The sequence below is a fragment of the Aeromonas sp. FDAARGOS 1403 genome (assembly GCF_019047325.1).
Lineage (GTDB): Bacteria > Pseudomonadota > Gammaproteobacteria > Enterobacterales > Aeromonadaceae > Aeromonas > Aeromonas dhakensis.
On the sequence record NZ_CP077249.1, the window covers coordinates 1,163,957 to 1,185,000 of the forward strand.

A 21,044-nucleotide genomic window follows, 5' to 3' on the forward strand; every position below is an offset into this window, starting at 1 on the left:
GCTGACCCCAACAGAGTGAACAGGATCTTGAGTCTAGATGAGCGTATCGGTAGAGCGGTTTGGTCAGGGGCCCGATCTGGTGCTGTTGCACGGATGGGGGATGAATGGCGCGGTCTGGCACGGCATTGTGCCGGCCCTGGCGGCTCGCTATCGCGTCCATCTGGTGGACCTGCCCGGCTTTGGCAACAGCCCGCTGGCGGGTGAGGCCGAGTACAGTCTGCCCTGGCTGGCGGAACAAGTTGCTGCCATCCTGCCGGAGCAGTGCCATTTGTTGGGTTGGTCCCTCGGTGGTCTGGTGGCCAGCCAATTGGCCTTGAACCATTCCGAGCGACTGCACTCCTTGATCACGGTGGCCAGTTCCCCCTGTTTCATGGCCCAGGGCGAGTGGCCGGGGATCGCCCCCAAGGTGCTGACCGGGTTCAACCAGATGTTGGCGGGGGACTTCAAGCAGACCATTGAACGCTTCCTGGCGATCCAGGCCATGGGCAGCGAACACGCCAGAGACGACATCCGTCAGCTGCGCCACTGGCTGGCGGAGCGTCCTGCTCCTCAGCTGGCCGCGCTGGAGGCGGGGCTAGGTTTGCTGGCCGATGTCGATCTGCGCGATGAGCTGGTGCAGTTGAACCTGCCCTGGCTGCGGGTCTACGGTCGGCTGGATTCGCTGGTGCCCAAGGCATCCATCCCTCTGCTGGACGAGCGTTACCCAAGCAGCCGCAGTGTGGTGCTGGAAAAGGCCTCACACGCGCCCTTTATTTCCCATCCACAACAGTTCATTGAAATCATTGAACATTTTGTAGGTTGAAAAATAGCCAATTTGCTTCATTAATCCTCTGGCGTGGCGGATAATTAATCCAGTGTCAGAGGAGAGTTGTCATGCGTATAGATTCAGCATTGAACAGCGGTGTGCAAGGCTTTCAGCGTGCGGAGCAGATCGCCGACAAGGCATCCAATCAGATCGCCAGGCTCAACACCCCGAGCGGTGACAAGGTGCAGTTGCCCGAGGAACTGGTGAACCTCAAGAGTGCCGAGGTGCAGGCCGGTGCTTCTGCCAAGGTGATCCAGACCGCCAGCGACATGATGGGAACCCTGATCGACATCAGGGTGTGATATGAACATCAATGTCAGTCTGCCGACAATCATTCCCAACCAGCTGCAACCGCAGACGGAATCGGCACGCACTGACAATCGTCGCGCGGCACTCATCCCCCAGAGCCGCCAGAGCGAGGCTTTCAACGCCGAGTCCGAAGTCGGCTCCCAGAAAGAGAAGTCCAGAGCCAGCCAGGCCAATCCCAATCAGACTTCCCAGCAGGCACGAGACAGTACCCAGACCGGCAACCCGCAGGCGGCGATCGACAATCGCTTCGTCGAGGCCACCGGTGAAGACGGCCAACGCAACAAGCAGCAGGATCCCAAACAACAAGAACAGCAGCAGAAACAGGAGCTGCAGGTCAAGGAGCTGGCAGACAGGGATCAGGAGGTGCGAACCCACGAGCAGGCGCATCAGAGCACAGGCGGTCAGTATGCCGGCAGCCCGACCTACCAGTTTGCCATGGGGCCGGATGGCAAGCGTTATGCCACCGGTGGCGGAGTTTCCATCGACATCAGCGTCATTCCCGGCGACCCCAGGGCCACCATCGCCAAGATGCAGCAGGTACGTGCCGCCGCACTGGCGCCGGCACAACCCTCCTCCCAGGACCTGAGTGTGGCAAGGAGTGCCGCGGCCAAGGAGGCACAGGCCCGCAAGGCGCTGATCTCCTCCGATCCGGACTCCACCTTGAAGGCCGATGGCAGTGCCAAGACCGGGGTGTTGAATGGCTACATGGAGCAGCGCAACCAGGTCATTGCCCAGCGCTATCAGCAGGCGGTCAAGCCAGCGACTCCGCAGAGCTTCAACCTGAGCGTCTGAGCTTGGCAATTCCCCTGTTTTTCCCCCGCAAGCGGCCATTTGCAACTACTCTGAGGGGTAATCCCATCCACACTCACAGGAGTCGTCATGCACTTTGATGAAGTCAAACCGGAAGATTTTGCCACCTTCTCCCGTGTCCCTCCGCCGCACCTTCAGATGGAGCAGTTTTTGATGCAGCTCGGTGGGGGCGGTACCGAAGGCACCCATTTCAAGAAGAAGGTGATGCTGGCGGCAGGGTGGAGTCATACCGGCGTCGTCTCTTATGGCAAATATCCGCAAGAGGCCTGCAAGGCATTCAACCGGCTGCGAGAGGTGCTGGCGGCCCATCAGGAGGCCGACGCCATTCTGAGCGCACTGGCCGAGTGAAGCGGCTGCACCACCGGCACAAAAAAGCCCCTCGCGGGGCTTTTTGCATTCTGGGGCTTATTTCTTCAGTTTGGAGAGAGCGGCGGCGAAGGCGTTGCCCATGGCGCCGTCGGTCGGGGTGCTCTGACGGGGGGCCTGTTTCGACTTGGCGTTGTTACCGGTGTGACGCGGCTCGGCCGGTTTGCGGGCTGGCTGGCCGGCTTTTTCATCCAGACGCATGGTCAGACTGATGCGTTTGCGCGGTACGTCCACCTCCAGCACTTTCACCCGGACGATGTCGCCGGCCTTGACCACCTCGCGGGGATCCTTGACGAAGCGATCGGTCAGGGAGGAGATGTGCACCAGCCCGTCCTGATGGACGCCGATGTCGACGAAGGCGCCGAAGTTGGTGACGTTGGTGACCACCCCTTCCAGCACCATCTCGGGCACCAGATCGCTGATTTTCTCCACCCCTTCCTTGAAGGTGGCGGTCTTGAACTCGGGGCGTGGGTCACGGCCCGGCTTGTCCAGCTCGCCGATGATGTCGGTGACGGTGGGCACGCCAAACTGCTCGTCCGTGTAGTCGGCGGGTTTGAGGGTGCGCAGCAGGCTGCTGTTGCCTAGCAGGCTGTCCACGGTCTGCTCCAGTTTGGCGAGGATCCGCTCCACCACTGGGTAGGATTCCGGGTGTACCGCCGAGCCATCCAGCGGGTTGCTGCCGCCACGAATACGCAGGAAGCCGGCACACTGCTCAAATGCCTTGGGACCGAGCCGGCTCACCTTCAGCAGTTGCTGGCGGTGCTGGAAGGCGCCGTGTTCGTCGCGGTAGGCGACTATGTTCTGGGCCAGGGTCTGGGAGAGGCCGGAGACCCGGTTCAGCAGGGCGACCGAGGCGGTATTCACATCCACCCCCACCGCGTTCACGCAATCCTCGACCACCGCATCGAGCCGGCGGGCCAGCTGGCTCTGGCCGACGTCGTGCTGGTACTGGCCGACGCCGATGCTCTTGGGATCGATCTTGACCAGCTCGGCCAGCGGATCCTGCAGGCGGCGGGCGATGGAGACGGCGCCGCGCAGGGAGACGTCCAGATCCGGGAATTCCTGGGAGGCAAGCTCGGAAGCGGAGTAGACCGAGGCCCCAGCCTCGCTCACCACGATTTTCTGGGCTTTGGCGGCCGGGTAGCGCTCGAACAGGTCGCTCACCAGGCGGTCGGTCTCCCGTGAGGCAGTACCGTTGCCGATGCTGATGAGTTCGACCTTGTGCTTCTGGCACAGCTCGCTCAGGGTCTTGAGGCTCTGGTCAATCTGGCGCTTGGGTTCGAACGGATAGATGGTCGCGGTATCGACCAGCTTGCCGGTGGCATCCACCACGGCCACTTTGACCCCGGTGCGGATGCCGGGATCCAGCCCCATGGTGCAGCGCATGCCGGCCGGTGCCGCCATCAGCAGATCCTTGAGGTTCATGGCGAACACCTTGATCGCCTCCTCTTCCGCCGACTCGCGGATGCGGCCAATGAGCTCGGTCTCCATCTGCAGGGAGAGCTTGATCTTCCAGGTCCAGCTCACCACCCCCTGCAGCCACTTGTCGGCCGGGCGACTCTGCAGGTTCAGTCTGAGGTGATGGGCGATGATCCCCTCGCAGGGGCTGGCGCTCTCGTCGTCACCGGTGACCAGCGCCAGGTTGAGGATCCCCTCGTTGCGGCCGCGCAGCATGGCCAGCACCCGGTGGGAGGGGGCCTTGTGCAGCGGCTCGTCGTGCTCGAAGTAGTCCTTGAATTTGGCCCCTTCCTGCTCCTTGCCTGCCACCACGCGGGCGCGCAGGGTGGCGTTTTGCCACACATAGTCCCGCAGCTTCTCAAGGAGATCCGCCTGCTCGACGAAGCGCTCCATCAGGATGTAGCGGGCACCGTCGAGGGCGGCTTTGTTGTCGCTGATCCCCTGCTCGGCGTTGAGGAAACGGGCCGCCTCCTGTTCGGGATCTTTCATCGGGTCGCTCAGCAGCAGGTCTGCCAATGGTTCCAGCCCCGCCTCGATGGCCATCTGCCCCTTGGTGCGGCGCTTGGGTTTGTAGGGGAGGTAGAGATCTTCCAGCCTGGTCTTGCTGTCGGCCTCGTTCAGCTCGCGGGCCAGCTCGGGGGTCAGCTTGCCCTGCTCTTCGATGGAGCGCAGGATCACCTGGCGGCGATCCGCCAGTTCGCGCAGGTAACCGAGCCGGCTCTCCAGGGTGCGCAGCTGGCTGTCGTCCAGACCGCCAGTCACCTCTTTGCGGTAACGGGCGATGAAGGGGACGGTGGCGCCTTCGTCCAGCAGGCGAACGGCGGCCTGCACCTGTTCCGGGCGGGCATTCAGCTCACCGGCAATCTGATGTTCTATTACGTGGCTTTGCATCGAGGGTCTCTGTAGTCGGGTCCAGAACAACGGGCTGGCGCGAGGGCGATGTCGCCGGGCAAGAGGCTGTCAGGGCGGTACTCAAAGTATCAGCCAGGCCACTGCCGCGCGGGCCGGTTGGCGCCGCAAGGCGCCGGGTGTGAGCACTATATGGGGTAGGACAGCGGGATGCCAGCCCTGGTAGAGAGGGCTGTGTCCTCCCTGGATGAGAGGCGGAACAAACCCATGCTGGCTGTGGTAGCCGGTTGGCAGGGCAGGTGGCTGTGGCGTGACAGCGGCTTATTTGGGATAGCTGATCTCATTGATGTACCAGCAGGCGTCACCGACTGGCGTACGCACTATGGCCTCGTCACCCACCTCTTTCTTGAGCAGGGCGCGGGCCATGGGGGAGTCGATGGAGATGTAATCCTTGCGCTCGAAGATTTCGTCATAGCCGACGATGCGAAAACGCTTGGTCTCTCCCTCCTCGTTTTCCACCTCGACCCAGGCGCCGAAGAAGACCTTGCCCTCCTGGGCGGGGGAGTAGTCGACGATCCCCAGCTCCTCGAGGCACTTGCGCAGGTAACGGACCCGCCGATCGATCTCCCGCAGCCGCTTCTTGTTGTACTGGTAATCCGCATTCTCGCTGCGATCGCCAAGGCTGGCCGCCCAGGCCACTTTGCGGGTGGTCTCGGGGCGCTCCTCGCGCCAGAGGAAATCGAGCTCCTGTTTGAGCTTGTTGTAGCCTTCACGGGTGATCAACTTGGTCTTCATGGCGGGTCCCTGTGTCGATGGGGCGGATGAGCCTCTTATGGCTCGGCAGATCTTATCCGCTGTCGCCTTGCTGTCGAGCAAAAACTGGCGGGCCGGATGACGCTGGGGGCAGGGGAAAAGAGGCGTCATGCCGGCAGCACGGGCAATAACCGGTAACATATTTATGCTTTGCCGTTACGAGTCCGGGCTCTAGTATTGGCAGCATATCGAGAGGAGAGGCAAGCAATGAGTCAGCAATACAAGGTTCTGGTCGTCGACGATGATTTGAAATTACGTTCCCTGCTGGAGCGCTACCTGACCGAACAGGGGTTCGTGGTTCGGGGCGTCGCCAATGGCGAACAGGCCGACCGCCTGCTGACCCGAGAGAACTTCAGCCTGATGGTGCTCGACCTGATGCTGCCGGGGGAAGACGGCCTCTCCATCTGTCGCCGCCTGCGCGAGGCTGGCAACCAGATCCCGGTGCTGATGCTGACCGCCAAGGGGGATGAGGTGGACCGCATCGTCGGCCTCGAGATGGGAGCCGATGATTACCTGCCCAAGCCGTTCAACCCTCGTGAGCTGCTGGCCCGGATCCGCGCCGTGCTGCGCCGCCACACCGTCGAGTTGCCGGGCGCCCCCTCTACCGCCGAGAAGGTGGTGAGCTTTGGCAGCTACCAGCTCAACCTGGCGACCCGCGAGTTGAGTCGCGATGGTGATCCGGTGGCACTGACCAGTGGGGAGTTCGCCGTGCTCAAGGTGCTGGTGAGCCATCCACGCGAGCCTCTCTCCCGCGACAAGCTGATGAACCTGGCCCGCGGTCGCGAATATACCGCCACCGAGCGCAGCATCGATGTGCAGGTTTCCCGCCTGCGCCGCCTGCTGGAGCAGGACCCGGCGCAGCCCCGTTATCTGCAGACCGTCTGGGGTCTGGGCTATGTGTTCGTGCCGGACGGTGACGGCGAATGAAGAAAGTGAGCAGCATGTTCTCCCGCATGCTCTGGTTTTTGGCCGCCGTGCTGGTGGTCTATCAGTTTGTCTCCTATGCCACCTTCTACAACTATCTGCTGGCGCCGACCGTCAAGCAGATCAGCCACCTGCTGGCCAATCAGGTCAAGCTCATCTTCCCGGTCGAGAGCAACCAGCTGGCGCTCAGTGAAGATGCCGAGGCGCTGGTCTACGTGGCGACCGGCAGCGACATCTATACCCAGACCGAGGCGGAGCAGCACGGGCTCAAGGAGTCCAAGCCCTACACCTATCTGGAAGAGAGCATCAGTCGCGAGCTGGGGGGAAAGACCAAGGTGCGGGTCGAGATCCAGGACCACTACATCATCTGGATCCAGCCGCCCCAGGCCAACAAGGTGTGGGTGCGCATCCCGCTGACCGAGATCGAGGATGACGACATCGAGCCGCTGATCCTCTACATGAGCGTGCTGCTGGTGGTGACCCTGTTCGCGGCCTGGCGGTTTGCCCGCCAGCTGGTGCGGCCGCTGGAGGAGCTGGAGGCGGGGGCCGTGGCGGTTGCCCGCGGCAACTTCCCCGATGCGCTGGGGGAGCAGGGCTCGCGGGAGGTGCGCCGGCTGACCCGCACCTTCAACCACATGTCGAGCTCCATCAAGAACCTTATCGAAGAGCGAAACATGATGATGGCGGGCGTTTCCCACGATCTGCGTACGCCGCTGACCCGTATCCGGCTGGCGACCGAGATGATGTCCTCAGGGGATGAGTATCTCAAGGAGAGCATCAACGCGGACATCGACGAATCGAACGGCATCATCGACCAGTTCATCGACTACATTCGCCCGGACGAGGGGCTGGATACCCAGCCGGTGGACCTGACCCAGCTGATCCACGATGTGCTGCTGGTGCAGACCGACCAGGGGCTGGAGGTAGAACTCGAGCTGCCAGCCGAGGCGGTGCGGGTTGCCTGCAACCCCATCAGTATCCGCCGCATCCTCAACAACCTGTCGGGCAATTCGTTGCGCTACGGGGCGAGCCGGCTGCAGGCCGAGCTCAAGGATGACGGTCACTGGGTCCGGCTGCGCTTGTCGGATGACGGCCCCGGCATTCCGGAACAGGATTACTACCGGGTACTCAAGCCCTTCACCCAGGGGAACGAGGCGCGTACCGGCAGCGGCAGTGGGCTGGGGCTGGCCATCGTCGCCAAGATCGTCTCCCAGCATCACGGCACCATCAGGCTGGGGCGTGCCGAGCAGGGGGGCTTGCTGGTGGAGATCCGGCTGCCCAAGAACCAGCCGCTGGAGTGGATTGATTGAACGAAGGGCGCATCCGTGGATGCGCCCTTCTGCATTGTCAGGCCTGCGGCTCGGTTGCCTTGCGGTAACGCTTGCCGTATTTCAGCTGCTGGATCAGCAGGGCGGCGACGATGAGCACCAACCCGATGGGGGTGGCCGGGTGAATTGTCTCGCCGATCAACAGGTTGAGCAGCACCAGCGAGGCAAACGGCGAGATGAAGATTAGATTGCTGATGGGGGCCGTGTTGGTGGCGTGGCGTAGCGCCATCAGCCAGAGCACGAAGCCGAAGCCCATCTCGAACAACCCCACGTAGATGGCGCCGGCCCACCCCTGCCAGGCGGTCATGGCAAAATCGGAGAGCAGCCAGGTCGCCACGACGATGAAGGGCAGACTGATGATGAAGCCGAGCAGCAGGCTGACGATAGGATCCCCCTGATTGCGGGTGTTGAGGATCCAGTAGCCGGCCCAGATGAGGGTCGACACCAGCGCCAGCGTCACGCCGAGGGGGCTGTCGAACTGCAGACCGAACACATCCCCCTTGGTGGCGATCACCAGAGCACCGAAGTAGCCCAGCACGATGGCCACCCCGTCGCGGCGGCGCAGCTTCTGGCCGAGGAAGGGGACGGCCAGCAGACTGAGGGTGATGGCCCAGGTGTAGTTGAGGGTTTGCGCCTGCTGGGCGGGCAGCAGGTCATACGCCTTGAACAGCAGCAGGTAATAGAGGAAGGGGTTGAGCACTCCTAGCGCCAGGTAGTAGAGGGGGCGGCCCTTGATGTAGCTGAGCAGCAGCGGCAGCTTGCCCTGACAGGCCACGATCACCCCCAGCGTCAGGGTCGAGGTGCAGGCCGCGACCAGCAGCAGTTGTACCGGTTCGAAGTAGGTGAGGGAGATCTTGAAGGCGCTGGCCACCGTCGACCAGAGGGCGACGGCGCAGAGGCCATATTGATAGGCTTTTTTCTGATCTTTGAGCATGAGACGTCGTTCCAGTGATCAAGGCAGTGGCACAGTCTACCAGCCTGTTTGCAACATTGTCGTTACCCGCGCCGGGCGGGGGATCATGTGATGGCGGCAGAGATCCATCCGTCACATAAAATTGTGCACATTCTGTTCGCCTTCCCTTGCGCAAATTGAAAAAATCCGTATAATCCCCTCCGCTTACCCATGAGGTAAGCCAGACGATATGTCTGCTTGCTGAGTTTTTCGCTTGCGAAGGCCAGCCCATACAGTCTCCCCGATATGGGGAGAAACGTGAAAAATCACACCTCTGGCGGGAGTAATCTCGGTCGGGCGGTGTTGATTTATGTTCTTTTATCTATTGGAGCTCTGTCAATGCAGAACCAAAGAATCCGTATCCGCCTGAAGGCTTTTGATCATCGCCTGATCGATCAATCCACTGCGGAAATCGTTGAAACTGCTAAGCGCACTGGCGCGCAGGTTCGCGGTCCTATCCCGCTGCCGACTCGCAAAGAGCGTTTCACCGTTCTGATCTCCCCGCACGTCAACAAAGACGCGCGTGATCAGTACGAGATCCGCACTCACAAGCGTCTGGTAGACATCGTTGAGCCGACTGACAAGACCGTAGACGCTCTGATGCGTCTGGATCTGGCAGCTGGTGTAGACGTCCAGATCAGCCTGGGTTAATTACGGAAAGAGGTTGATAACAATGACAATCGGTCTTGTAGGTCGCAAAGTGGGTATGACTCGCATCTTCACTGAAGATGGCGTTTCTATCCCCGTGACTGTTATCGAAGTTGAAGCTAACCGTGTAACTCAGGTCAAATCTGTAGAAACCGACGGCTACAACGCTATTCAGGTTACCACTGGCTCCAAGAAAGCTAGCCGCGTAACCAAGCCGGAAGCTGGCCACTTCGCCAAAGCTGGTGTAGAAGCCGGTCGTGGTCTGTGGGAATTCCGCCTGAACAACGGTGAAACTTTCACTGTTGGTAGCGAGCTGAAAGTAGATCTTCTCGCTGACGTTAAGCTGGTAGACGTTACCGGCACATCCAAGGGTAAAGGTTTTGCCGGTACTGTTAAGCGCTGGAACTTCCGCACCCAGGATATGACCCACGGTAACTCTCTGTCCCACCGTGTACCTGGCTCCATCGGTCAAAACCAGACCCCGGGCCGTGTATTCAAGGGCAAAAAGATGGCTGGTCACATGGGTGCTGAGCGTGTAACGACTCAGAACCTGGAACTGGTTCGTGTTGACGCTGAACGCAACCTGCTGCTCATCAAAGGCGCAGTACCGGGTGCAACCAACGGCAACGTGATCGTTAAACCTGCCGTCAAAGCGTAACGTCTGAGGAGATAGTAATGGAATTGGTAATGAAAGACGCCAAGAGCGCTCTTGAAGTTTCCGAGACTACCTTCGGGCGCGAATTCAACGAAGCTCTGGTTCACCAGGTTGTCGTTGCTTATGCCGCTGGTGCCCGTCAGGGTACTCGTGCGCAGCTGACTCGCTCTGAAGTGTCTGGTGGCGGCAAAAAGCCGTGGCGTCAGAAGGGTACTGGTCGTGCCCGTGCTGGCTCCATCCGTTCGCCCATTTGGCGTTCCGGTGGTGTGACTTTTGCTGCTAAGCCGCAAGATCACAGCCAGAAAGTAAACAAGAAGATGTACCGCGGCGCTATCCGTAGCATCCTGTCCGAGCTGGTACGTCAAGAGCGCCTGATCGTTGTTGAGAAGTTCGGCATCGAAGCTCCGAAAACCAAAGAACTGATCGCCAAGCTGAAAGAAATGGAACTGTCTGACGTTCTGATCGTGACTGCTGAAGTCGATGAGAACCTGTTCCTGGCTGCTCGTAACCTGTACAAAGTTGACGTGCGTGACGTTGCCGGTATCGACCCGGTCAGCCTGATCGCTTTCGACAAGGTTCTGATGACTGCTGACGCAGTTAAGCAAATCGAGGAGATGCTGGCATGATCCGTGAAGAGCGTCTGCTGAAAGTTCTGAAGGCTCCGCACATCTCTGAAAAGAGCACCATGGTCGCAGAAAAGCAGAACACTATCGTGTTCAAAGTTGCTGTTGATGCCACCAAGGCGGAAGTCAAAGCTGCAGTTGCGAAACTGTTCGAGGTCGAAGTTGAGACCGTCCGTACCCTGAACATGAAGGGTAAGACCAAGCGCGCAGGTGCACGCGTAGGCCGTCGTTCCGATTGGAAAAAGGCTTATGTGACCCTGAAAGCTGGTCAGGACATCGACTTCATGGGCGCAGCCGAGTAAGAGGAGTTCTGAAAAATGGCAATCGTTAAGTGCAAGCCTACTTCTCCGGGCCGCCGCCACGTCGTCAAGATCGTCAACCAAGACCTGTACAAGGGCAAGCCCTTTGCAGCTCTGCTGGACAAGAAAGACAAGTCCGGTGGTCGTAACAACAACGGCCGTATCACCACCCGTCACATCGGCGGTGGTCACAAGCAACACTACCGTATCGTCGACTTCAAGCGCGACAAAGACGGTATCCCGGCTAAAGTAGAGCGCCTGGAATACGATCCGAACCGTACCGCAAACATCGCCCTGGTGCTGTATGCAGACGGTGAGCGTCGTTACATCCTGGCTCCGAAAGGCCTGAAAGCTGGTGATGCAATCGCTTCTGGTGCTGATGCCGCAATCAAGGTAGGTAACACCCTGCCGATGCGCAACATCCCGGTCGGTTCTACCGTTCACGCTGTTGAGATGAAGCCTGGTAAAGGTGCCCAGCTGGCTCGTTCCGCTGGTACTTTCATCCAGATCCTGGCTCGTGAAGGTAACTATGTAACTCTGCGTCTGCGTTCCGGCGAAGTACGTAAAGTTCTGGCCGAGTGCCGCGCCACCATCGGTGAAGTTGGTAACTCCGAGCACATGCTGCGTCAACTGGGTAAAGCCGGTGCAAACCGCTGGCGTGGTATTCGTCCGACCGTTCGCGGTATGGCGATGAACCCGGTAGACCACCCGCACGGTGGTGGTGAGGGTCGTAACAAGGGCATGCAGCCTGTGTCCCCATGGGGCCAGAAGGCTAAAGGCTTCAAGACCCGTAAGAACAAGCGTACCGACAAGTACATCGTACGTCGTCGTAACAAGTAATTGTTAACATAGAGGAATCACCATGCCACGTTCTCTCAAGAAGGGTCCATTTATCGACCTGCACTTGCTGAAGAAGGTAGAGAAAGCGGTGGAAAGCGGGGATAAAAAGCCGGTTAAGACCTGGTCCCGTCGTTCAATGATCATCCCGAACATGATCGGTTTGACCATCGCTGTCCATAATGGTCGTCAGCACGTTCCGGTTTTCGTTACCGAAGAAATGATCGGTCACAAACTGGGTGAATTCGCACCTACTCGTACTTATCGCGGCCATGCTGCTGATAAGAAGGCTAAGAAGCGCTAAGGGATAAATGATGGAAGCTATCGCTAAACACCGTTATGCCCGTACTTCTGCCCAGAAAGCTCGTCTGGTAGCCGATCAAGTACGTGGTCTGTCCGTAGACAAGGCTCTGAACATCCTGACCTTCAGCCCGAAAAAGGCTGCAGTTCTGGTGAAGAAAGTGCTGGAATCTGCCATTGCAAACGCTGAGCACAACGAAGGCGCCGACATCGACGCCCTGCGTGTTGCTACTATCATGGTCGACGAAGGTCCCTCCATGAAGCGCATCCGTCCTCGTGCCAAAGGTCGCGCGGATCGTATCCTCAAGCGTACCGCTCACATCACCGTAGTGGTATCCGACGCTAAGGCTGGGAGATAAGCAATGGGTCAGAAAGTACATCCTAATGGCATTCGCCTGGGTATTACCAAGCCTTGGAATTCTACCTGGTTCGCGAACACCAAAGACTTCGCTGACAACCTGTACAGCGATTTTCAAGTACGCCAGTTCCTGACCAAGGAACTGAAAAACGCGTCCTTGTCCAAGATCACCATCGAGCGTCCGGCCAAGAGCATCCGTGTGACCATTCACACCGCTCGTCCGGGTGTTGTGATCGGTAAGAAAGGCGAAGACGTTGAAAAACTGCGCAAAGCTGTAGCCACTATTGCTGGCGTGCCTGCTCAGATCAACATTTCCGAAGTCCGCAAGCCGGAGCTGGATGGCAAACTGGTTGCCGACAGCATCACTTCCCAGCTGGAGCGTCGCGTAATGTTCCGTCGTGCTATGAAGCGCGCCGTACAAAACGCCATGCGCCTGGGTGCCAAGGGCATCAAGGTGGAAGTTTCCGGTCGTCTGGGCGGCGCTGAAATCGCGCGTACCGAATGGTACCGTGAAGGTCGTGTGCCTCTGCACACCCTGCGTGCCGACATCGACTACGCAACTTCTGAAGCCCACACCACTTACGGTGTGATCGGCGTTAAAGTTTGGATCTTCAAGGGCGAAGTTCTGGGCGGTCTGGCTGCTGTCAACGCTGCCGCTGCTCAAGAGCAAGCTCCTGCGAAGCCCAAGCGTGACAACAAGCGCCGCGCTGCCAAGTAAGGAGATTCGGTAAATGTTGCAACCAAAGCGTACTAAATTCCGCAAGACCCACAAGGGTCGTAACCGCGGTCTGGCCAACTCTGGTAACGAAGTATCCTTCGGTACCTTTGGCCTGAAGGCGACATCCCGTGGCCAGCTGACTGCTCGTCAAATCGAAGCAGCCCGTCGTGCCATGACCCGTCACGTTAAGCGTCAGGGTAAGATCTGGATCCGTGTGTTCCCGGACAAGCCGATTACCGAAAAGCCCCTCGAAGTTCGTATGGGTAAAGGTAAGGGTAACGTGGAATACTGGGTTTGCCCGATCCAGCCTGGCAAGGTTCTGTACGAGATGGACGGTGTACCTGAGGCTCTGGCGCGTGAAGCGTTCGCCCTGGCCGCAGCCAAGCTGTCTGTTCAGACCACTTTCGTAATTAAGACGGTGATGTGATGAAAGCCCAAGATCTGCGTCAAAAGAGCGTCGAAGAACTGAACCAGGAGCTGCTGGGGCTGCTGCGCGAGCAATTCAACATGCGCATGCAAGCTTCCACCGGCCAGCTGGCTCAGACTCACACTCTGAAACAAGTGCGTCGTGACGTCGCACGTATCAAGACTGTACTGACTGAGAAGGCAGGTGCGTAATGACTGATAAAATCCGTACTCTGCAGGGTCGTGTAATCAGCGACAAGATGGACAAGTCCATCACTGTCGCCATCGAGCGCAAGGTAAAGCACCCGATCTACGGTAAGATCATCAAGCGCACTACCAAGCTGCACGTGCATGACGAAAACAACGAATGCAAAGCTGGCGACCTCGTGGAAATCCGCGAATGCCGCCCGCTGTCCAAGACCAAGTCCTGGACCCTGGTTGCCGTTGTAGAAAAGGCCTAATCGGTACTTTGTAGTCTAAACGGCCCCTTGACGGGGCCGTTTGTTTTTTAGGCTACCTTTTCTAAAAATCCTGTGTTATAGTTTCGCGCCTTTTGAAGGCAGCCAGATCCCGAGAGGGATAAGAAGTAAACAAAGCGGAGCACTAAGATGATCCAGATGCAAAGTATGCTGGGTGTTGCCGACAACTCCGGCGCTCGCAGTGTAATGTGTATTAAGGTTCTGGGTGGTTCGCACCGCCGTTACGCCGGCATCGGCGACATCATCAAGGTTTCCATCAAGGAAGCCATTCCTCGCGGTAAAGTGAAGAAAGGTGATGTGTATAACGCGGTGGTCGTACGCACCCGTAAAGGCGTTCGTCGTCCGGACGGCTCTGTCATCCGTTTCGACAACAATGCGGCTGTGTTGCTTAACAACAACCAGCAGCCGATCGGTACTCGTATTTTTGGCCCGGTGACCCGTGAACTGCGTAATGAGAAGTTCATGAAGATTGTGTCCCTGGCACCCGAAGTACTGTAAGGAGTCGAACGATGGCAGCTAAAATCCGTCGCGAAGACGAAGTGATTGTTCTTACCGGCAAAGACAAGGGCAAGCGTGGCAAAGTCACTCAAGTTCTGATTGCTAAAGGTAAGGTAATCGTGGAAGGCATCAACCAGGTGAAGAAACACCAGAAGCCGGTACCCGCACTGGGTCAGGCTGGCGGTATCGTCACCAAAGAAGCCCCCATCGATGTATCTAACGTAGCGCTGTTCAACTCTGCCACTGGCAAAGCTGACCGCGTTGGTTTCCGGATTGAAGACGGCAAAAAAGTTCGCTTCTTCAAATCCACCGGCGAACTTGTGAAGTAATTGGAGTTTAACGATGGCGAAACTGCATGATTACTACAAATCAGATGTAGTAAATGAACTGACCAAGCAGTTCGGTTACAAGACTATCATGCAAGTCCCTCGGATCGAGAAAATCACCCTGAACATGGGTGTTGGTGAAGCGATCTCTGACAAGAAATTGCTGGAAAATGCTGCTGCCGATATGGCTGCCATTTCCGGTCAGAAGCCGCTGATCACCAAAGCTCGCAAATCTGTTGCGGGCTTCAAGATTCGTGAAGGCTACCCGATAGGTTGTAAAGTAACCCTGCGTGGCGAGCGTATGTGGGAGTTCCTGGAACGGCTGATTTGCATCTCCGTACCGCGTATCCGTGACTTCCGTGGCCTGAACGCTAAAGCGTTCGACGGTCGTGGTAACTACTCCATGGGCGTGCGTGAGCAAATCATCTTCCCGGAAATCGACTATGACAAGGTCGATCGCGTTCGTGGTCTGGATATCACCATCACCACTTCCGCGAATACCGATGAAGAAGGCCGTGCTCTGCTGGCTGCCTTTAACTTCCCATTCCGCAAGTAAGGTTAGGGTTATGGCTAAAACATCCATGAAAGCACGTGAAGTAAAGCGTGCGAAGCTGGTAGCCAAGTACGCGACCAAGCGTGCCGAGCTCAAAGCTATCATCGTTGATATGAACGCTTCTGAAGAAGCGCGTTGGGATGCTGTTCTGCAACTGCAACAGCTGCCCCGTGATTCCAGTCCGTCCCGTCAGCGTAACCGTTGCAACATTACTGGTCGTCCGCACGGTTTCCTGCGTAAGTTTGGTCTGTCCCGCATCAAGGTGCGTGAGCATGCCATGAAGGGCGAAATTCCGGGCCTGAAAAAGGCCTCTTGGTAAAGAATCTCGGGAGTTAGACTATGAGCATGCAAGATCCGATCGCGGATATGCTGACCCGCATCCGTAACGGTCAGGCGGCGAGCAAAGTTGCGGTTTCCATGCCTTCTTCCAAGCTGAAAGTGGCTATTGCCAAAGTGCTGAAAGAAGAAGGTTACATCGCTGGCTACTCCGTAGCTGGTGACGTGAAACCGGAACTGGAAATTGAACTGAAATATTTCCAGGGCAAGCCGGTTGTAGAACTGATCCAACGCGTGAGCCGTCCCGGCCTGCGTATTTACAAGCGCACTACTGATCTGCCGAAAGTTATGGGCGGTCTCGGTGTTGCTATCGTGTCCACGTCTAAAGGTGTGATGACTGACCGTGCTGCCCGTAAAGCAAGCATGGGCGGTGAGATCATCTGCTACGTCGCTTAATAGGAGGTAGGAAATGTCTCGTGTTGCTAAGGCACCCGTCACTATTCCTGCTGGCGTAGAGGTGACTCTGAACGGCCAGGAACTGTCCATCAAAGGTGGTAAAGGTTCCCTGGTTCGCTCTATTCACGCCGGTGTAGAAGTGACCAAAGAAGACAATGTACTGAAGTTCGCCCCGCGCGACGGCATCGCTGGTGCTGACGCTCAGGCCGGTACTGCCCGTGCATTGGTCAACAACATGGTAATCGGTGTTACCCAAGGCTTCGAGCGCAAGCTGCAGCTGGTTGGTGTAGGTTATAAAGCCTCCATCAAGGGCAATGCTGTTGCGCTGGCTCTGGGCTTCTCTCACCCGGTAGAGCATGCGCTGCCGGCTGGTGTGACCGCTGAGTGCCCGACTGCCACAGAAATCGTTCTGCGTGGTGTCGACAAGCAGCTGGTTGGCCAAGTCGCCGCCGATATCCGTGCTTACCGCGCTCCGGAGCCCTACAAGGGCAAGGGTGTACGCTATGCCAACGAGCAAGTGCGTACTAAAGAAGCTAAGAAGAAGTAAGGTAACACTATGGACAAGAAAGCAGCTCGTCTCCGTCGTGCTACTCGTGCTCGGAAAAAGATGCAGGAACTGGGAGCTACCCGTCTGGTTGTTCACCGTACCCCGCGTCACATCTATGCGCAGGTTATTGCAGCCAACGGTTCCGAAGTTCTGGCCTCTGCTTCCACAGTAGAGAAGGCCATCAGTGAAGCTATTAAATACACCGGTAACGCTGATGCAGCGACCGCGGTAGGTAAAGCAATCGCTGAGCGTGCTATTGCCAAAGGCGTTCAGAACGTATCTTTCGATCGTTCCGGTTTCAAGTATCACGGTCGCATCGCTGCTCTGGCAGCTGCTGCACGTGACGCTGGTCTTCAGTTCTAAGCTAGGAGTCGAAGATGGCTAAAGTCGAATCTCAAGCCGGCGAACTGCAAGAAAAGCTGATTGCAGTAAACCGTGTTTCGAAAACTGTTAAAGGTGGTCGTATCATGTCCTTCACCGCGCTGACCGTGGTGGGTGATGGTAACGGCCGTGTAGGTTACGGTTACGGTAAAGCCCGTGAAGTTCCGGCCGCTATTCAAAAAGCGATGGAACAGGCTAAGCGTAATCTGAACAAGGTTGAGCTGAACAACGGCACCCTGCACCACCCGGTGAAAGGTGTTCACTCCGGTTCCACCGTGTTCATGAAGCCGGCCTCTCAAGGTACTGGTATCATCGCAGGCGGCGCTATGCGTGCCGTTCTGGAAGTTGCTGGTATCCACAACGTGCTGGCTAAGACCTACGGTTCCACCAACCCAATCAACGTTGTTCGCGCCACTGTAGACGCTCTGGTTCAGGGTCAATCCCCGGAACAGATCGCTGCCAAGCGTGGTCTGCGCGTTGAAGAAATTCTGGGGTAATGCGACATGGCTAACACTGTAAAAGTAACTCAAACTCGCAGCTCTATCGGCCGTCTGCCAAAGCACAAGGCGACTCTGCGTGGTCTGGGTCTGCGTCGCATTGGTCACACCGTTGAGCTGGAAGATACTCCCTGCGTACGCGGCATGATCAACCAGGTTTATTACATGGTTAAGGTGGAGGGCTAAGCATGCGTCTGAATACTCTGTCTCCGGCCGCTGGTTCCAAGCGCGTTAAGCACCGTCCGGGCCGTGGTATCGGTTCTGGTCTGGGCAAGACCGGTGGTCGTGGTGTTAAAGGTCAAACCTCTCGTTCCGGTGGCGGCAAAGTCCGCAACGGTTTCGAAGGCGGCCAGATGCCTTTGAAAATCCGTCTGCCGAAGTTCGGTTTCTTCTCTCGCAAATCTTTGGTTTCTGCCGAAGTACGCCTGAACGAAATCGCCCTGGTAGAAGGTGATGTGGTCGACGTGAGCACTCTGAAGCAAGCCGGTGTTATTACCAAAAACATCGTGTTCGCTAAAGTTGTTCTGTCTGGCAACATTGACCGTGCTGTGACCGTTCGTGGTCTGTCCGTCACCAAGGGTGCACGTGCAGCCATCGAGGCCGCTGGCGGTAAAATCGAGGAATAATCAGTACAATGGCTAAGAAACCAGGATTGGATGTTAAAGCACAGGGTGGTCTGAGTGAACTGAAGAGCCGTCTGCTCTTCGTTCTCGGGGCGATTATCGTTTTCCGTGCAGGCTCTTATGTGCCGATTCCTGGTATTGACGCCGCCGTACTGGCCGAGTTGTTCCAACAACAGAAGGGCACCATCATTGAGATGTTCAACATGTTCAGTGGTGGTGCACTCTCGCGTGCTTCTATTCTTGCGCTGGGGATCATGCCGTACATTTCGGCCTCGATCATTATCCAGCTGCTGACTGTGGTTCACCCCGCTCTTGCTGAACTCAAGAAAGAAGGTGAATCCGGCCGTCGCAAGATTAGCCAATATACCCGTTGGGGCACGCTGGTTTTGGGAACTTTCCAGGCCATTGGTATTGCAACCGGTTTGCCGAATATGATGCAGGGACTCGTGACTCATCCGGGTTTGGGCTTCTATTTCACAGCCGTTGTGAGTCTGGTCACCGGTACCATGTTCTTGATGTGGTTGGGTGAGCAGATTACCGAGCGTGGGATTGGTAATGGTATCTCGTTGATTATCTTCACAGGTATCGTTGCTGGTCTGCCTCATGCCATTGGCGCTACGGCCGAACAGGCACGTCAAGGGGAATTGCACATCCTGCTGTTGTTGTTGCTGGGCTTGATTGTTTTCGCAGTGACTTACTTTGTGGTGTTCGTGGAGCGTGGTCAGCGTCGTATCGTCGTTAACTATGCCAAGCGTCAACAAGGCCGCCAGGTATTCGCAGCGCAAAGCACACACCTGCCGTTGAAAGTAAATATGGCCGGTGTGATTCCTGCGATTTTCGCATCCAGCATCATCCTCTTCCCGGGGACCATTACCTCTTGGTTTGGTCAGGGCGAGGGCAAGGTCGCCGATATCCTGCAACAGGTCTCTATGGTCCTGCAGCCGGGTCAGCCCTTGTATGAGATGCTCTATGCAGCAGCCATTATCTTCTTCTGCTTCTTCTATACCGCGCTGGTTTTCAACCCCCGCGAGACAGCAGATAACCTGAAGAAGAGTGGAGCCTTTATCCCGGGGATCCGCCCGGGCGAGCAGACAGCACGTTATATCGATAAGGTTATGACCCGCCTGACATTGGCAGGTGCGCTCTATATAACCTTTATCTGTCTGGTACCCCAGTTCCTGATGACTGCCTGGAACGTTCAGTTCTATTTCGGTGGCACCTCGCTGCTGATTATCGTGGTAGTTATCATGGACTTCATGGCTCAGGTTCAGACCCATATGATGTCTCATCAATATGGCGACGTCCTGAGGAAGGCCAACCTGAAGGGCTACGGCCGCTAAAGGTCGGCGTAGTTACGGAGTTAAGCAATGAAAGTTCGTGCTTCCGTTAAGGCAATCTGCCGTAACTGCAAAATCATCAAGCGTCACGGTGTGGTGCGTGTGATTTGCAGCGAGCCAAAGCATAAACAGCGCCAAGGCTAATTTTTTACGGTTAGTACTTGCAACAAATAGTTGTGCTGGCTAATATAGCCAGCCAACTTTTGTTGTGTATTGGTTGACCGCCACGTATCCGCTCACGGGCTTTGTGGTGGTCGTAATCTACTATATGTAGGAGTGAATAGTGGCCCGTATCGCTGGCATTAACATTCCTGACCATAAGCATGCAGTCATCGCTTTGACTGCTATTTATGGCGTCGGTCGTACCCGCTCCAAGGCCATCTGTGCCGCAGCCGGTATCGCTGAGAATGTGAAAATTAAAGACCTGGACGAAGCTCAGATCGAGAGTCTGCGTGAACAAGTAGGTAAATTCACCGTTGAAGGTGACCTGCGTCGTCAGATTTCCATGAACATCAAGCGATTGATGGATCTGGGTTGCTACCGTGGTTTGCGTCACCGTCGTAGCCTGCCTGTTCGTGGTCAACGTACCAAGACCAACGCTCGTACCCGTAAGGGTCCGCGCAAGGCTATCAAGAAGTAACGGGAAGGTAGAAAATGGCTAAAACTCCGACTCGTGCTCGCAAGCGCGTTAAAAAGCAAGTGAGCGACGGTATTGCGCACGTTCATGCATCTTTCAACAACACAATCGTGACCATTACTGACCGTCAGGGCAACGCTCTGTCTTGGGCTACTTCTGGTGGTTCCGGTTTCCGTGGTTCTCGTAAGTCCACCCCGTTCGCTGCTCAGGTAGCTGCCGAGCGCGCTGGTGAGATGGCCAAAGAATATGGCGTGAAGAACCTGGAAGTCATGGTTAAAGGTCCGGGTCCCGGTCGTGAGTCTTCCATCCGCGCTCTGAACGCGGCTGGTTTCCGCATCACTAACATTACTGATGTGACTCCGATCCCGCACAACGGTTGTCGTCCTCCCAAGAAGCGCCGCGTGTAACGCTGTAGCTACTTGGTCTAGGATTGTTGGAGAAAGAAGATGGCAAGATATATCGGTCCTAAGCTTAAGCTTAGCCGTCGTGAGGGCACCGACCTCTTCCTGAAGTCTGGTGTTCGTGCGATTGATTCTAAGTGCAAGATTGACACCGTTCCTGGTCAACACGGTGCGCGTAAAGCGCGTCTGTCTGACTACGGTGTTCAGCTGCGCGAGAAACAAAAAGTTCGTCGTATCTACGGCGTATTGGAAAAACAGTTCCGCAACTACTACCGCGACGCTGCCCGTCAAAAGGGTAACACCGGTGAAAACCTGTTGCAGCTGCTGGAAGGTCGTCTGGACAACGTCGTCTACCGCATGGGCTTCGGTGCTACCCGCGCTGAATCTCGTCAGCTGGTGAGCCACAAGGCCATCATGGTAAACGGTCGCGTTGTGAACATTCCTTCTTTCCAGGTTTCCCCTGAGGACGTGATCTGCGTTCGTGAGAAGGCTAAGAAGCAAGCGCGTATCAAAGCTGCCCTTGAGGTTGCTGGTCAGCGCGAGAAGCCGACTTGGGTAGAGGTTGATGCCGCTAAA

Annotated in this window: 35 protein-coding genes (1 of these 35 cut by a window edge); 32 read left to right on the forward strand and 3 right to left on the reverse strand. The window is 57.0% G+C overall.

The window, feature by feature from the left end:
* Positions 1-37 precede the first annotated feature (37 nt).
* The 4 genes from bioH to I6L33_RS05600 all read left to right on the forward strand — a co-directional run bounded on the left by bioH (position 38) and on the right by I6L33_RS05600 (position 2,272).
* Entirely contained in the window at positions 38-802 is a 765-nt protein-coding gene (gene bioH, locus I6L33_RS05585) for a pimeloyl-ACP methyl ester esterase BioH (RefSeq protein ID WP_216973689.1), read from the forward strand.
* Positions 803-873: 71 nt separating this feature from the next.
* On the forward strand, positions 874-1,107 hold the full coding sequence (locus I6L33_RS05590) for a flagellar basal body rod C-terminal domain-containing protein (RefSeq protein WP_005307918.1): 234 nt from the start codon (positions 874-876) through the stop codon (positions 1,105-1,107).
* A gap of 1 nt (position 1,108) precedes the next feature.
* Complete coding sequence (locus I6L33_RS05595) at positions 1,109-1,906, forward strand: putative metalloprotease CJM1_0395 family protein (protein WP_201971819.1); 798 nt, start codon at positions 1,109-1,111, stop codon at positions 1,904-1,906.
* Positions 1,907-1,993: 87 nt separating this feature from the next.
* Positions 1,994-2,272, forward strand: coding sequence for a hypothetical protein (locus tag I6L33_RS05600; protein ID WP_005307922.1), 279 nt, complete (start codon positions 1,994-1,996; stop codon positions 2,270-2,272).
* Between the two features lie 57 nt (positions 2,273-2,329).
* Here I6L33_RS05600 and I6L33_RS05605 read toward each other — a convergent pair whose 3' ends face one another.
* Positions 2,330-4,639: a Tex family protein gene (locus tag I6L33_RS05605; RefSeq protein WP_026141217.1), complete on the reverse strand. Its 2,310-nt coding sequence runs from the start codon at positions 4,637-4,639 to the stop codon at positions 2,330-2,332.
* A gap of 279 nt (positions 4,640-4,918) precedes the next feature.
* Positions 4,919-5,392, reverse strand: a complete 474-nt coding sequence (gene greB / locus I6L33_RS05610) for a transcription elongation factor GreB (RefSeq protein ID WP_011704309.1) — start codon at positions 5,390-5,392, stop codon at positions 4,919-4,921.
* A gap of 225 nt (positions 5,393-5,617) precedes the next feature.
* On the opposite strand from greB, the gene ompR reads away from it, so the two are divergent.
* Positions 5,618-6,337 (forward strand): two-component system response regulator OmpR, encoded by a 720-nt coding sequence (gene ompR / locus I6L33_RS05615; RefSeq protein WP_005307934.1) that lies wholly within the window; start codon positions 5,618-5,620, stop codon positions 6,335-6,337.
* Positions 6,334-7,644 (forward strand): two-component system sensor histidine kinase EnvZ, encoded by a 1,311-nt coding sequence (envZ, locus tag I6L33_RS05620; RefSeq protein WP_172442707.1) that lies wholly within the window; start codon positions 6,334-6,336, stop codon positions 7,642-7,644. Before ompR ends, envZ begins: the two co-directional genes overlap by 4 nt.
* Positions 7,645-7,681: 37 nt before the next feature.
* On the opposite strand, the gene I6L33_RS05625 is transcribed toward envZ, so the two are convergent.
* Positions 7,682-8,596: a DMT family transporter gene (locus I6L33_RS05625; protein WP_216973690.1), complete on the reverse strand. Its 915-nt coding sequence runs from the start codon at positions 8,594-8,596 to the stop codon at positions 7,682-7,684.
* A gap of 357 nt (positions 8,597-8,953) precedes the next feature.
* Here I6L33_RS05625 and rpsJ point away from each other — a divergent pair, with 357 nt between their 5' ends.
* From rpsJ to rpsD, 26 genes are all read left to right on the forward strand, one after another.
* Positions 8,954-9,265: a 30S ribosomal protein S10 gene (gene rpsJ / locus I6L33_RS05630; RefSeq protein WP_005307944.1), complete on the forward strand. Its 312-nt coding sequence runs from the start codon at positions 8,954-8,956 to the stop codon at positions 9,263-9,265.
* A 22-nt stretch (positions 9,266-9,287) separates the two neighbouring features.
* Entirely contained in the window at positions 9,288-9,920 is a 633-nt protein-coding gene (gene rplC, locus I6L33_RS05635) for a 50S ribosomal protein L3 (protein WP_005307947.1), read from the forward strand.
* Positions 9,921-9,937: 17 nt separating this feature from the next.
* Complete coding sequence (rplD, locus tag I6L33_RS05640; protein WP_005307949.1) at positions 9,938-10,543, forward strand: 50S ribosomal protein L4; 606 nt, start codon at positions 9,938-9,940, stop codon at positions 10,541-10,543.
* Positions 10,543-10,842: a 50S ribosomal protein L23 gene (gene rplW / locus I6L33_RS05645; RefSeq protein WP_342690021.1), complete on the forward strand. Its 300-nt coding sequence runs from the start codon at positions 10,543-10,545 to the stop codon at positions 10,840-10,842. Before rplD ends, rplW begins: the two co-directional genes overlap by 1 nt.
* Positions 10,843-10,857: 15 nt before the next feature.
* Positions 10,858-11,679, forward strand: coding sequence for a 50S ribosomal protein L2 (gene rplB, locus I6L33_RS05650; RefSeq protein WP_005307957.1), 822 nt, complete (start codon positions 10,858-10,860; stop codon positions 11,677-11,679).
* 22 nt (positions 11,680-11,701) lie between these two features.
* Entirely contained in the window at positions 11,702-11,980 is a 279-nt protein-coding gene (gene rpsS, locus I6L33_RS05655; protein ID WP_005307960.1) for a 30S ribosomal protein S19, read from the forward strand.
* A 10-nt stretch (positions 11,981-11,990) separates the two neighbouring features.
* Positions 11,991-12,335, forward strand: coding sequence for a 50S ribosomal protein L22 (gene rplV, locus I6L33_RS05660; RefSeq protein WP_005319741.1), 345 nt, complete (start codon positions 11,991-11,993; stop codon positions 12,333-12,335).
* 3 nt (positions 12,336-12,338) lie between these two features.
* Positions 12,339-13,052, forward strand: coding sequence for a 30S ribosomal protein S3 (gene rpsC / locus I6L33_RS05665; protein ID WP_005307962.1), 714 nt, complete (start codon positions 12,339-12,341; stop codon positions 13,050-13,052).
* A gap of 13 nt (positions 13,053-13,065) precedes the next feature.
* Positions 13,066-13,479 carry a 50S ribosomal protein L16 gene (rplP, locus tag I6L33_RS05670; protein ID WP_005307963.1) on the forward strand — a complete coding sequence of 138 codons (414 nt, stop codon included), beginning with the start codon at positions 13,066-13,068 and terminating at the stop codon, positions 13,477-13,479.
* Entirely contained in the window at positions 13,479-13,670 is a 192-nt protein-coding gene (gene rpmC, locus I6L33_RS05675) for a 50S ribosomal protein L29 (protein WP_005307965.1), read from the forward strand. Before rplP ends, rpmC begins: the two co-directional genes overlap by 1 nt.
* Positions 13,670-13,918 (forward strand): 30S ribosomal protein S17, encoded by a 249-nt coding sequence (gene rpsQ, locus I6L33_RS05680; protein ID WP_005307966.1) that lies wholly within the window; start codon positions 13,670-13,672, stop codon positions 13,916-13,918. The genes rpmC and rpsQ overlap by 1 nt, the downstream gene beginning before the upstream one ends.
* Positions 13,919-14,065: 147 nt before the next feature.
* On the forward strand, positions 14,066-14,434 hold the full coding sequence (rplN, locus tag I6L33_RS05685) for a 50S ribosomal protein L14 (RefSeq protein ID WP_005307975.1): 369 nt from the start codon (positions 14,066-14,068) through the stop codon (positions 14,432-14,434).
* 11 nt (positions 14,435-14,445) lie between these two features.
* The gene (gene rplX, locus I6L33_RS05690; RefSeq protein WP_005307977.1) at positions 14,446-14,763 is read left to right on the forward strand and encodes a 50S ribosomal protein L24; all 318 of its coding nucleotides are present in this window, start codon (positions 14,446-14,448) and stop codon (positions 14,761-14,763) included.
* Between the two features lie 13 nt (positions 14,764-14,776).
* Positions 14,777-15,316, forward strand: coding sequence for a 50S ribosomal protein L5 (gene rplE / locus I6L33_RS05695; RefSeq protein WP_005307978.1), 540 nt, complete (start codon positions 14,777-14,779; stop codon positions 15,314-15,316).
* 10 nt (positions 15,317-15,326) lie between these two features.
* Positions 15,327-15,632, forward strand: coding sequence for a 30S ribosomal protein S14 (rpsN, locus tag I6L33_RS05700; protein ID WP_005307979.1), 306 nt, complete (start codon positions 15,327-15,329; stop codon positions 15,630-15,632).
* Positions 15,633-15,652: 20 nt separating this feature from the next.
* Positions 15,653-16,045 (forward strand): 30S ribosomal protein S8, encoded by a 393-nt coding sequence (rpsH, locus tag I6L33_RS05705; RefSeq protein WP_005307980.1) that lies wholly within the window; start codon positions 15,653-15,655, stop codon positions 16,043-16,045.
* A gap of 13 nt (positions 16,046-16,058) precedes the next feature.
* On the forward strand, positions 16,059-16,592 hold the full coding sequence (gene rplF, locus I6L33_RS05710; RefSeq protein WP_005307981.1) for a 50S ribosomal protein L6: 534 nt from the start codon (positions 16,059-16,061) through the stop codon (positions 16,590-16,592).
* A gap of 9 nt (positions 16,593-16,601) precedes the next feature.
* Positions 16,602-16,955 carry a 50S ribosomal protein L18 gene (gene rplR, locus I6L33_RS05715; RefSeq protein WP_011704317.1) on the forward strand — a complete coding sequence of 118 codons (354 nt, stop codon included), beginning with the start codon at positions 16,602-16,604 and terminating at the stop codon, positions 16,953-16,955.
* A 14-nt stretch (positions 16,956-16,969) separates the two neighbouring features.
* Positions 16,970-17,470: a 30S ribosomal protein S5 gene (gene rpsE / locus I6L33_RS05720; RefSeq protein ID WP_005307983.1), complete on the forward strand. Its 501-nt coding sequence runs from the start codon at positions 16,970-16,972 to the stop codon at positions 17,468-17,470.
* Positions 17,471-17,476: 6 nt separating this feature from the next.
* Positions 17,477-17,656: a 50S ribosomal protein L30 gene (rpmD, locus tag I6L33_RS05725; RefSeq protein ID WP_005307985.1), complete on the forward strand. Its 180-nt coding sequence runs from the start codon at positions 17,477-17,479 to the stop codon at positions 17,654-17,656.
* 2 nt (positions 17,657-17,658) lie between these two features.
* The gene (gene rplO, locus I6L33_RS05730) at positions 17,659-18,096 is read left to right on the forward strand and encodes a 50S ribosomal protein L15 (protein ID WP_005307987.1); all 438 of its coding nucleotides are present in this window, start codon (positions 17,659-17,661) and stop codon (positions 18,094-18,096) included.
* 8 nt (positions 18,097-18,104) lie between these two features.
* On the forward strand, positions 18,105-19,433 hold the full coding sequence (gene secY / locus I6L33_RS05735) for a preprotein translocase subunit SecY (RefSeq protein ID WP_005307989.1): 1,329 nt from the start codon (positions 18,105-18,107) through the stop codon (positions 19,431-19,433).
* 27 nt (positions 19,434-19,460) lie between these two features.
* A complete protein-coding gene (gene rpmJ, locus I6L33_RS05740; RefSeq protein ID WP_005319705.1) occupies positions 19,461-19,574 on the forward strand; it encodes a 50S ribosomal protein L36 in 114 nt (37 codons plus the stop codon).
* A 139-nt stretch (positions 19,575-19,713) separates the two neighbouring features.
* Entirely contained in the window at positions 19,714-20,070 is a 357-nt protein-coding gene (rpsM, locus tag I6L33_RS05745) for a 30S ribosomal protein S13 (protein ID WP_005307991.1), read from the forward strand.
* Between the two features lie 14 nt (positions 20,071-20,084).
* Positions 20,085-20,474 (forward strand): 30S ribosomal protein S11, encoded by a 390-nt coding sequence (gene rpsK, locus I6L33_RS05750; RefSeq protein WP_005307993.1) that lies wholly within the window; start codon positions 20,085-20,087, stop codon positions 20,472-20,474.
* A gap of 39 nt (positions 20,475-20,513) precedes the next feature.
* A protein-coding gene (gene rpsD, locus I6L33_RS05755) for a 30S ribosomal protein S4 (protein ID WP_005307996.1) crosses the window boundary here: on the forward strand, positions 20,514-21,044 show its 5' portion. Its footprint extends 90 nt past the window's final position; the window shows 531 of its 621 coding nt (coding positions 1-531); the start codon lies at positions 20,514-20,516; its stop codon lies beyond the right edge, outside the window.